Raw genomic sequence first — 11,652 nt, 5'->3', positions numbered from 1 at the left:
TGATCAAAGGGTTAGGGCAACCAAGTTACAAAGTTAGTTGCGAAAAAGGAACCATAGTTTTTCAATTTTTTAATGTTTCTATTATCGGAGGTTCATTGAGTAAAACATACAGCGTTGCCATTCTCGGTGCAACAGGTGCAGTTGGGACAGAGCTTTTAGCCTTGCTAGAAGAAAGAAAATTTCCTCTAGGCAAACTTAGTGTATTGGCTTCGGAGCGATCAGCAGGTAAAGAGATCGAATTTGCAGGCGATCGCTTGCGAATTGAATCTGTAAATGCTTCGTCTTTTGATGATGTAGATATCGTGCTAGCCTCCGCAGGAGGGAGTACTTCTAAGGAATGGTTGCCGATCGCCGCTAAAGCAGGAGCCGTCTGCATCGACAATTCCAGTGCCTTTCGGATGCAGTCCCATGTGCCATTGATCGTGCCAGAGGTAAACCCTGAAGCGGCGATCGCCCATCAAGGCATTATTGCCAATCCCAACTGCACCACCATTTTGTTAGCCGTAGCTATTTATCCATTGCATCAGGTACAACCTATCAAGCGGATTGTTGCGGCAACCTACCAGTCGGCTAGTGGTGCAGGGGCAAGGGCAATGGAAGAAGTCAAAATTCAGAGTGCCGCCATTCTCAAGGGTGAGACACCTCAACCTGAAGTCCTCCCCTACCCTCTCGCCTTTAACCTGTTTCCCCACAACTCACCCATGACCGCCAACTCTTACTGCGAAGAGGAGATGAAAATGGTGAATGAAACCCGTAAAATCTTTGGGGATAGCAATATTCAAATTACGGCTACCTGTGTTAGAGTGCCTGTATTAAGAGCGCATTCTGAAGCAGTAAATCTCGAATTCCATCAGCCCTTTGATGTTCACAAAGCGCGAGAAATTCTATCAACTGCGGTTGGGGTGAAGTTAGTAGAAGACTTTGATAAAAACTATTTCCCGATGCCCATTGATGCAAGCGGTCAGGATGATGTATTGGTGGGGCGGCTGCGCCAAGACATTTCTCATCCTAACGGTTTAGAGCTATGGCTATGCGGCGATCAGATCCGTAAGGGAGCAGCGTTGAATGCAGTCCAGATTGCTGAATTGTTGATTGCTAAATCCCTGATTTAGAATCCAATTTTAAAAATCCTGATGAAAGGGAGAAAACTGATATTTTCTTCTTTAGGTAGCTTGAAAAAGTAAGTTAGGCATTTCTTAGGATTTTATTAGCCTTAACAAGGGGTTTAAGCTCCTTGCCTATGCGGGTTATTTTTATCAAAATGTCCTGACATCACTGCATCAAATCAACATCATGATTTTCAATTCACTTTAACTTTCACTAATTTTTGTAAAAAGCTCTATCTATGAGTGCTGACTTTGGACGATTACTAACGGCAATGATTACCCCCTTTGATATGGAAGGCAGGGTCGATTATGCTCGAGCCGAGAAATTGGCACATGATCTGATTGCGACAGGGACAGATACCTTAGTTGTGTGTGGTACAACAGGCGAGTCACCAACCTTAACTTGGGATGAGGAATATCAGCTATTTTCAGTACTGAAACAGGCGATCGCAGGCAAAGCTAAAATCATCGCTGGCACAGGTTCTAACTGTACATCTGAGGCGATCGCTGCCACCCAAAAAGCTGCACACCTCGGCTTAGATGGCTCTTTGCAAGTGACCCCTTACTACAACAAGCCACCCCAAGATGGACTATACGCCCATTTTCAGGCGATCGCCGCCGCCTCTCCCGAACTGCCGATCATTCTTTACAATGTGCCAGGAAGGACGGGCTGCAAGTTAGAGCCAGATACTGTGGCGAAACTAGCAGAAATCCCCAACATTGTCGCCATAAAAGAAGCAACTGGAGATTTAGATCAAGCAAGTCACATTCGCAGTATCACCCCCCCAGAATTTACACTTTATTCAGGGGATGACTCCTTAACCTTGCCCTTAATGGCAGTGGGTGCAAAGGGCGTAATTAGCGTTGCTTCGCACTTAGTGGGTAGACAGTTGCAAACCATGATGCAATCCTTCGCCGCAGGCAAAATAACAGAGGCGACTGAGATTCATCTGCAACTATTCCCCCTATTCAAAGCTTTGTTTCTCACCAGTAATCCAATTCCTTTAAAAATGGCTTTACGACTGATGGGAAGCGATACAGGCATCTTGCGATCGCCAATGGTTGCAGGTAATGCAGATCTTGAGGCAAAAATCAAGCAAGTTTTGCAAGATGTGGGATTGCTGAGCTTTTAGCTTTTAGCTTTTAGCTTACTTGAATCAACTTTTTACTTTTTACTTTTTACTTTTTACTTTTTACTTTCCCAAAGAGATAACCTATGACTAACACACCAGCACTCAAAATAATTGCTCTTGGCGGCTTGCATGAAATTGGCAAAAATACATGGGTATTTGAATACAACAATGAAATTATGTTGCTTGATGGGGGGCTATCTTTCCCTGACAACATGATGCCGGGGGTGAATGTGGTATTGCCAGATATGACCTATCTGCGCGATAACAAACACAAGATTAAAGGGATGATTGTTACGCATGGTCATGAAGATCATATTGGTGCAATTTCCTTCCACTTGAAGCAGTTTGAAATTCCCATAATTTATGGGCCTCGCTTAGCCATGGCTCTGCTCGAAGACAAACTTAAGGAAGCAGGTGTACTCAATCGCACCGAACTCCGCCGTGTGATGCCCCGTGATGTGGTGCGGGTGGGTTCAAGCTTCTTTGTGGAGTTTATTCGGAATACGCATTCCATTTGTGATAGCTTTTCCATTGCCATTAATACCCCTGCGGGCTTGGTGATCCATTCAGGCGATTTCAAGATCGACCATACGCCTGTTGATGGTGAATTCTTTGATTTGGCACGTCTGGCGGAGCATGGTGAAAAGGGTGTACTGGCGCTGATTAGTGATTCTACTAATGCGGAAGTACCAGGAATTACGCCTTCAGAAAGAGCCGTATATCCTAACCTTGAGCGCTATATTCGGGCTGCCACTGGACGGGTAATCATTACCACCTTTGCCTCTTCTGTGCATCGGGTCAGTATGATCTTGGATATCGCCGACAAGCAGGGGCGCGTGGTTGGTGTGGTTGGGCGATCGATGTTGAATGTGATTGCCCATGCGCGGAACCTTGGTTATATCAAGTGTCGTGATGATCTATTCCAACCTTTGCAAAATTTGCGTCATTACCGCGATGATCAAATTTTGATCTTGACGACTGGCTCTCAGGGTGAACCGATGTCGGCGCTAACCCGCATGGCAAACCGTAGTCATAAGCAACTTGAGGTGCGTGATGGGGATACGGTGATTTTCTCTGCCAATCCGATTCCTGGTAATACGATTCCCGTGGTTCGCACGATCGATAAGCTGATGGCTCTCGGTGCTAATGTGATCTATGGTAAGGATAAGGGTATCCATGTATCGGGTCACGGCGCTCAGGAAGAACATAAGATGATGTTGGCTTTGGTGCGTCCTAAGTTCTTCTTCCCTGCCCATGGTGAGTTGCGGATGTTGAAGCAACACGCGAAGATGGCGGCGGATATGGGTATTCCTAAGGAAAATATTGTCATTGCTGAAAATGGCGATGTGGTGGAAGTTTCCCAATCGGCGATTCGCATTGTTGATAAAGTGCCTTCGGGTGTGGAGTTGGTGGATTCTTCGCGGGATGGCATGGTTAAGGGTGATGTCTTGCGCGATCGCCAACAAATTGCGGGGGATGGCATCTTTACGATCGCTGTGTCCATTGGATTGGATGGCAAACTATCGGCTATGCCTGATATTCAGCTAAGTGGTGTGGTCTTGCCGATGGAGCGATCGCTGATTATCGCCGCTATTTCCAAGGCGATCGAAAATTCTCTTGCAAGTTGCTGGGGTAATTTCGCCAGAAATATTGGCTCCCTAGAGGTAGATTGGGTTGGCTTGCGCGGTCAATTGGAAAAGGATCTCACCCGTGTATTGCGTCAGCAAATGCAGAGCAAGCCGATGATCGTCTTCCTATTGCAAACCCCTGGCAATGTAACTCAGTCAGAGACCCCTAAGCCCAATGCCCTCGGTGTGACGCTAAAACCCTCGAAGGTGAGTGCTAGTGGTGCTGTTGACAAGCCTGTTGTCAATACTAAGGTGGCGGAAACAACTGGTGCAGTTACTTCTAGTGCTGGTCGCCGCAGACGTACTACCACTAGCGTTTAGGCAGGTATCACAGCGCACTGAAATGTGTATTTCGGTACATTTATTCGCATAGGGATAATAGTCCTTGTGCGAATTTGTGGTTTGATGGATAGCAGCAAAGTTGCTGATTCGTTAAACTTATATCTTTACTTGTCCTATCTCCATGACTGCATCGATCTGGCCTTATGTTACGCCTGGCATCCCTGATGAGCTATTCGATCGCTTGCCAGGGATTCCGATGAGCAAATGTGAGACGCGCTTACTTATTCTTGGACAGTTGCGCCTACGTAATGACTCTATTCTGTGGGATATTGGCGCGGGTACAGGCACAATTCCCATTGAGGCGGGGTTGCTATGTCCTCAGGGGCAGATTGTGGCGATCGAGCGGGATGAAGATGTGGCAGGATTAATGGCGCTCAATTGCCAAAAATTTGGAGTTGATAATGTGGAAATCATTGTCGGCAATGCGCCTGAATGTTTAGCTAATTTCACAAAGACTCCCGATCGCATCTGTATTGAGGGTGGGCGATCGGTTGCGGATATTCTTGATTATGGTTGGGGGCGATTAAGCACTGGTGGACGGGCGATCGCTACTACTAATAGCCTTGAGGGGCTATATGCGATTTCGGCCAGTTTTGCGAAGTTGCAAGCACGAAATGTGGAAGTGGTTCAGTCCTCGGTTAACCGCTTAGAAACAAGGGGACATCATCAAGTTTTTGCAGCAGTTAGCCCCATGTTTATTATCAGTGGCGAAAAGCTATAATTTAATAGAGGCTGTTTGAAAGGTCTCGGTACTTGCTAGAAATATCGATGTCTCTCCCCTAACCCCTCCTACGAAAGGGGGAGAAGATTAAAAAAGTCACCCTTTTTAAGGGGGATTTAGGGATATAAAAAGTTTTAAAGCACTTTCTAAGACTCTAGATGTTTTTGTTTATTTACTTGCCTCATTTGGTTTGATTTCATGCAAAAACCTCACACGCCACTGAACGAGAGCGATCGCCAACTCGCTCTTGAGCGCTACCAAATTCTCGATACATTGCCAGAGCAGGAATATGATGATCTGACCCAACTAGCCGCTAGCATCTGCGGTACACCGATCGCTTTGATATCTTTCATTGATAGCGATCGGCAGTGGTTTAAATCTCGTGTGGGCATTGAAACAGCAGAAACCCATCGCGATATTTCCTTTTGTGGTCATGCAGTTGCCAACGATGCATTTTTGAATGTTCCAGATGCAACTCAAGATCCTCGCTTTGCTGACAACCCCCTAGTTGTTAATGAGCCAAATATTCGCTTCTATGCAGGCGTGCCTTTAAAAACCTCGGATAATTTTAATTTAGGAACCTTGTGTGTCATAGGTCGCCAGCCACAGGACCTAACACCTCAACAGATACAACAACTCAAAGCCCTGGGTCGCCTGGTTATTAGCCAATTGGAGTTACGACGTAATAACGAAGCATCAAAAATGCTTATGACAGTGCTTGAATCTTCACATAAAGTCTCAATGCTGCAACAGGCAATTTTAGACAGTGTGAATTTTGCGGTTATTTCCACTGACTTGCAAGGTAATATTCAATCCTTCAACTCAGGGGCAGCATCGCTATTGGGGTATAGTGCAGATGAAGTAATTGGCAAAAGTCTTGAAATTTTCCATGACATCAAAGAAATCATTGAGAATTCCCATCAATTATCTATAGAATTAAATCAACCGATCAAAGCTGGAATTGAAATATTTACGACTAAAGCAAAATTGGGGATAACCTTTGAAAAGGAATGGATTTATATTTGTAAGAATGGCGATCGCATTCCTGTTTTATTGTCGATTACTGCTATCTATAATCAGCTAGAAGAAGTTACTGGATGCCTCTGTGTAGCCAGAGACCTTACTGCCCAAAAAGAATCTGAACGCGATCGCCTCCGTCGTCAGCAGACCGAAAGATTGGTAACAGCCCAAAGTCGAATCGCGGCAGTGCTTGCAGAGTCACCTAGCTTTAGTAATGCGGCAATACGCATCTTACGGACACTATGCGAACAGTTATCTTGGGACGTAGCTGAACTATGGCTGATTAGTAACTATCCTCGTTCTTTGAGCATGATGACCAGTTATGCCAAGCCAGAAATTGATTCAATAGAATTAATTCAGACGCATAAACTGATGTCAGTTGAATATGGTTTGGGGTTAATTGGCTCGGTATGGGCAGAAGGGAAACCTAAGTATATTGAGATTGATCAATATCCTAACTTTTATAAATCAGAAGTTGTCAAAAAAATGGGTATAGGTTATGCACTAAGTTTTCCTATATGTGGTGAGAATGATTCGGTTTTGGCGATTATTACTTTGTTTAATCGGGAAAGGCATGATTGTGGCACAGAAATAATCAACGTGGTGACAGCGATCGGTAGTCAAGTCGGGCAATATATGGAGAGGCGAAAAACCGAAAGGGACTTACATAAACAGAACTGGCGCTCAATACTGCTTTCCGATATTGCTCTGCGTATCCGTCAGTCTTTAGATATTCAGGAAATCCTGAATACTTCTGTAAGTGAAATTCGCAAATTTATTAGAGCTGATCGCGTCATCATTTACCGATTTCATGATAATTGGACAGGGACAGTAGAAGTGGAATCGCTCAATCCTAAATGGAAATCCTCTTTAAATGCTAATATTCAGGATACTTGCTTTCAATCGGGATACTGGCGAATTTATCAAGATGGACGCAAGTTAGCGATCGATAATGTCGCTGAATCTGATCTCAGTGAATGCCACAAAGAGCTTTTGTTTAGTTTTCAAGTGCAAGCAAATCTAGTTGTTCCAATCATGGAAAATGCTCATTTGTGGGGATTGCTTATCGCCCATCAATGTTCTGCGCCAAGACATTGGGAATCTTTTGAAATCAGTCTTTTGAGTCAGCTTGCCGACCAAATTGGGATTGCGATCGCCCAATCAAGATTGCTTACCCAAGAGAAGGAACAACTCAAGCTTTTGCAACAACAAAATGTTGAGTTAGAAATTGCTCGTAAAGAAGCTGAACAGGCAACTGTAGCCAAAAGTTCTTTCCTAGCTACGATGAGTCATGAGATTCGGACTCCTATGAATGCAGTCATTGGTATGACAGGACTACTACTAGATACCAAACTTGATGCAAGGCAGAGAGACTTTGCGGAAACCATTCGTTTTAGTGGAGATCATTTACTAAATCTGATTAACGAAATTCTTGATTTCTCTAAATTAGAAGCAGGTGAAATGCAATTAGAGAATCTTGATTTTGATTTAGATATCAGCATAGAAGAAATCACGGAAATACTTGCTCCATCAGCACATTTTAAGGGCATAGAGCTAGCATCATTCATTCATCCCAACGTGCCGAAATGTTGTCGCGGCGATGTTAGTCGGTTACGTCAAGTCTTACTAAATCTGACAAACAACGCTATCAAATTTACCTCTAAAGGAGAAGTAACAATCGAAGTTACGGTAGAAACTGAAAGTGAAAGTGATGTGGTTTTAAAATTTGCAGTCATTGATACTGGTACTGGTATTCCTCTGCCTGCACAGACGAAACTATTTCAACCCTTCACTCAGGTTGATGCTTCCACAACTCGTCAATATGGTGGCACTGGTTTGGGCTTAGCCATTTGCAAGCAAATTGTAGAGTTAATGGGCGGTTCGATCCATGTGGAAAGCGAGGAAAATAAAGGTTCAACCTTTTGGTTTGTAATTCCATTGCAAAAACAGCTTAATTGTGTCCGTGATTTTATAGGAGCTGAAGTTTTAGAAGATATTCGAGCTTTGATAGTTGATGATAGTATTACCAACTGCAATATTCTATACCATCAACTTAGTAGTTTTGGAATGCGTGTTGATACGATTCAGCAATCTAGTTTGACTTTACCTTATCTAGAAAAGGCGATCGCTGAAAACGATCCATATAAAATCGCGATCCTTGATATGCAAATGCCAGAATTTGACGGAGCGCAGTTGGGAATACAGATTAAAAACTCTCCTAGCCTTAAGGATATTCACTTGGTTATGCTTACATCTTTGGATCAAAGTGGAGATGCTACCCATATGATTGAAATTGGTTTTGCTGAGTATCTCCGCAAACCAGTCCGTAAGGTGCGCTTATTGAATTGTTTAATTGAAACCATTTCTGGCAACTCCCAAAAATCAACTATTGAATCATCGCTTTACTCTGTCGGCAATCTACCACCAATCCAACCTTTTAACCTTAAAATCTTACTTGCAGACGATAGTTTAGTTAATCAAAAAGTTGCACTCAATCAACTTCAAAGTTTAGGATATCAAGCTGATATTGCCGCAAATGGACAGGAAGTATTAGATCTATACGCCCAAATTCATTACGATATGATTTTGATGGACTGTCAAATGCCAATTTTGGATGGCTATAGTACTAGTCGCCAAATTCGCGCATTAGAAACAGCCAACGGTTGTCTAGAATCTCATAAGGTGATTATCATTGCCCTGACAGCTAATGCATTACAGGAAGATCGCGATCGCTGCTTAGCGGCAGGCATGGACGACTACCTCAGCAAGCCAGTCCGTAAAGAGAATCTTGCCGATATTCTCTCATTATGGAGCAGGGTTATTGCTCAAAGGAGTGAGCTAGAAACAGCCAAAGTTGCTGAAACCGATCCTAATGATAGCGCCACCTATTCTGGTGCTAAAGCATCAAGCCCCCATGGTATTGCAGAAGAACTAGAGATTAATTGGGCATATCTAGAAGAAATGTCTAATGGTGATAAGGAGTTTAAACAACAACTTCTGCTGGCATATTTAAGCTCGTTGCCTGAGCATATGGAAGCGTTGAAAGTAGCGATCGCCCGAAAGCAATATTTTGAGATTGAGCAAGAAGCTCATTTCATTAAAGGTTCAAGCGTGGCGATCGGTATTAATGGCATTGCACAACTTGCATCGATACTAGAGGAGAGCGGCAAACAAAAGATGCTTCCTGAAAATGCAACCTTACTTTTTGACAAAATAACACTAGGACTTAGGGAAATAGAAAGCCATATTTAGATCTTCATTCTCTTTTATTGCATTCTCTTTCACTTCATTCTCTTTCATAGTTTGGACTTAATCAATAACAACTTTACTTACAACCCTTGCAAAAGGTATAATTAACCTATATTTTTATTACAGCAATTTGGTTTAGATTTGAGCACAAGGCACTGTAAGAACATAATTAACGCCCATATTAACCTTGAGGATTTCTTGATGAACCGCCCCCAGACACTTGTAGAGATTTTAACTAGCGATCTCCCTAGTGTTATTGCTGATTTTCAGGGAATTATTGTTGATGTCAATGAGCATTTTGAAGTATTGACGGGATGGCAAAAGCAAGAAATTATTGGACAACTGATCTCGGTGATTTTACCAAGTTATTTTCGAGAGTCCCATCATATGGGGTTTTCCCGTTTTACAGCTTCAGGAGTTTCAACCATTCTCAATCATCCACTAGAGCTTAAAGTAATTACCAAAGACGAACGAGAGATTTTATCTGAGCACTATATTCTTGCTGAAGAAATAGACGGTAAATGGAGCTTTGGAGCAACATTGCGTCCACTTGAATCTTAATTTTCTAGTTAATAATCTTAAGAGTATATTCATGGAATCTACATCCTCTCAAATACAAGAACTGCGATCGACCCTTGGCAAGATGGAAATCGCTCTGGGGGCAGTAGATAGCGCGATAGTGTGGACTAATGCATCAGGTCGTATCCAGTGGTGTAATAAGTCTTTCGATCGCTTAGTTGGAAAATTACATATTATGATTTTGGGCAAAGAATTATCATCACTTTTGCCTCTGCATTATGATGGAATTCTTGTGCCAGCCGATAAACATCCCATTGCATTAGCTATGGAGGAAAAAGGGAAAATTAGTGAGTGTTATGAGTGCTATCTTGGTAAGCAAGTTTCGATCCTTGAGATTACTTCTACCTACGTGGAAATAACGGTTAATGAGCCAAAAGAGATTAGCATAGTTGTCACAATTAACGATATTACCGAACAGCAAAGAAGCCAAACATTATTGCATCAGTCTAAATTAGAACTAGAGAAGCGAGTTAATCTTCGGACTCAAGAATTGGTCGAATTAAATGAACGGCTAAATCAACAAAATCACGAACTTCAAATAGCCAAACAAACAGCAGAGAACTCAAACAAAGCAAAAAGTTCTTTCTTAGCAACCATGAGTCATGAAATCAGAACACCAATGAATGCAGTGATTGGGATGACAGGCTTATTGCTAGAAACTAGTCTAGACGCACAACAGCGAGATTTTGTTGACACAATTCACAACAGTGGTGAACACCTGCTAAATCTTATCAATGAAATCCTCGACTTCTCCAAACTAGAAGCTCGTGAAATGCAGCTAGAGATACTTGACTTTGATATCGAGTCAAGCTTAGAGGAGATTGCTGATATTTTAGCTAAACCTGCTCATAGTAAAGGGTTAGAAATAGCCACATTTATTCATCCAGATACGCCAAAATACTTGCAAGGAGATATCAGTCGGTTGCGACAAATTTTATTGAATTTGACTAATAATGCCATTAAATTTACCGAACAAGGAGAGGTGATCATTGAAGTAAGCCCAGAGGCTGCACTAGGAAATTCTGTGGTTTTGAGATTTGCTGTCATCGACACTGGAATTGGGATATCAGAATCTTCTCAGTCTAAGCTGTTTCAACCTTTTATCCAAGTTGATGCTTCAACAACTAGACAATATGGCGGCACTGGTTTGGGGCTAGCGATCTGTAAGCAATTGGTTGAGCTGATGGGAGGAGAAATTTATTTAGAAAGTGAAGAAGGCAAGGGCTCCACTTTCTGGTTTACAGTTCCTTTTGAAATGCAACCCAATAAATCCAGTGAGGATCATAGTCTAGGGATAGAAAATCTCAGGGGACTAAAGGTTTTGGTGGTTGATGATAGCATCACGAACTGTAATATCCTTTATCATCAGCTAAAATCTTGGGGAATGGTGGTCGATGTGCTTATCCAGTCTCCTGATGTTATTCCTTGTCTCCTTCAAGCTATAGAGATGGGACAGCCACATCATGTTGCCATACTAGATATGCAAATGCCTGAATTGGATGGTGAGCAGTTGGGCATCCAAATTAAAAGCTCGACAGTCCTGAAAAATCTGCACTTAATTATGCTTACTTCATTAGATCAAAGTGGTGCAGCAAGCCGTATGTTGGAGATTGGCTTTGCTGACTATCTCTGTAAACCAGTCCGCAAAGCGCGTTTATTAAACAGCCTAGTTGACACGATCGCAGGTACACCAGATGGACAAAAACTAATCAAAAAGAATCTGATAAACAGAGAAGTTCGTACTGCCTCAAAGCTCCGAATTTTCGCTCATGGGGGTAAATAGGTGAAATGGTAAAATAGGAAAAAAGTTTTGACGCAACAACAGACATAAACATGATCAAGTTTCCCCTAACTGAACTGTTAGACGATCAAGC

At 42.6% G+C, this 11,652-nt stretch carries 7 protein-coding genes; all 7 read left to right on the top strand.

The window, feature by feature from the left end; all coding sequences use genetic code 11:
* Positions 1–95: 95 nt before the first annotated feature.
* The 7 genes from H6F44_RS11405 (at position 96) to H6F44_RS11375 (ending at position 11,561) form a co-directional block, all read left to right on the top strand.
* Positions 96–1,112, top strand: coding sequence for an aspartate-semialdehyde dehydrogenase (locus H6F44_RS11405; protein WP_190351084.1), 1,017 nt, complete (start codon positions 96–98; stop codon positions 1,110–1,112).
* Between the two features lie 233 nt (positions 1,113–1,345).
* Complete coding sequence (gene dapA, locus H6F44_RS11400) at positions 1,346–2,239, top strand: 4-hydroxy-tetrahydrodipicolinate synthase (protein ID WP_190351083.1); 894 nt, start codon at positions 1,346–1,348, stop codon at positions 2,237–2,239.
* Positions 2,240–2,322: 83 nt separating this feature from the next.
* Positions 2,323–4,188 (top strand): ribonuclease J, encoded by a 1,866-nt coding sequence (locus tag H6F44_RS11395; RefSeq protein WP_190351082.1) that lies wholly within the window; start codon positions 2,323–2,325, stop codon positions 4,186–4,188.
* A gap of 142 nt (positions 4,189–4,330) precedes the next feature.
* On the top strand, positions 4,331–4,930 hold the full coding sequence (gene cbiT, locus H6F44_RS11390; RefSeq protein WP_190351081.1) for a precorrin-6Y C5,15-methyltransferase subunit CbiT: 600 nt from the start codon (positions 4,331–4,333) through the stop codon (positions 4,928–4,930).
* 198 nt (positions 4,931–5,128) lie between these two features.
* A complete protein-coding gene (locus H6F44_RS11385) occupies positions 5,129–9,202 on the top strand; it encodes a GAF domain-containing protein (RefSeq protein WP_190351080.1) in 4,074 nt (1,357 codons plus the stop codon).
* A gap of 198 nt (positions 9,203–9,400) precedes the next feature.
* Positions 9,401–9,760: a PAS domain S-box protein gene (locus tag H6F44_RS11380; protein WP_190351079.1), complete on the top strand. Its 360-nt coding sequence runs from the start codon at positions 9,401–9,403 to the stop codon at positions 9,758–9,760.
* Between the two features lie 31 nt (positions 9,761–9,791).
* The gene (locus H6F44_RS11375) at positions 9,792–11,561 is read left to right on the top strand and encodes a PAS domain-containing hybrid sensor histidine kinase/response regulator (protein ID WP_190351078.1); all 1,770 of its coding nucleotides are present in this window, start codon (positions 9,792–9,794) and stop codon (positions 11,559–11,561) included.
* The last annotated feature ends 91 nt before the right edge of the window (positions 11,562–11,652 follow it).

This window comes from Pseudanabaena cinerea FACHB-1277 (assembly GCF_014696345.1).
Lineage (GTDB): Bacteria > Cyanobacteriota > Cyanobacteriia > Pseudanabaenales > Pseudanabaenaceae > Pseudanabaena > Pseudanabaena cinerea.
The sequence above is the reverse complement of the archived record's forward strand: the minus strand, read 5'-3'. Positions and strand labels throughout refer to the sequence as shown.

Excerpts from the sequence above, each read along its gene's own strand:
- dapA (WP_190351083.1), top strand. The coding sequence starts at position 1,346 with ATGAGTGCTGACTTTGGACGATTACTAACGGCAATGATTACCCCCTTT.
- H6F44_RS11395 (WP_190351082.1), top strand. The coding sequence starts at position 2,323 with ATGACTAACACACCAGCACTCAAAATAATTGCTCTTGGCGGCTTGCAT.
- cbiT (WP_190351081.1), top strand. The coding sequence starts at position 4,331 with ATGACTGCATCGATCTGGCCTTATGTTACGCCTGGCATCCCTGATGAG.
- H6F44_RS11385 (WP_190351080.1), top strand. The coding sequence starts at position 5,129 with ATGCAAAAACCTCACACGCCACTGAACGAGAGCGATCGCCAACTCGCT.
- H6F44_RS11380 (WP_190351079.1), top strand. The coding sequence starts at position 9,401 with ATGAACCGCCCCCAGACACTTGTAGAGATTTTAACTAGCGATCTCCCT.
- H6F44_RS11375 (WP_190351078.1), top strand. The coding sequence starts at position 9,792 with ATGGAATCTACATCCTCTCAAATACAAGAACTGCGATCGACCCTTGGC.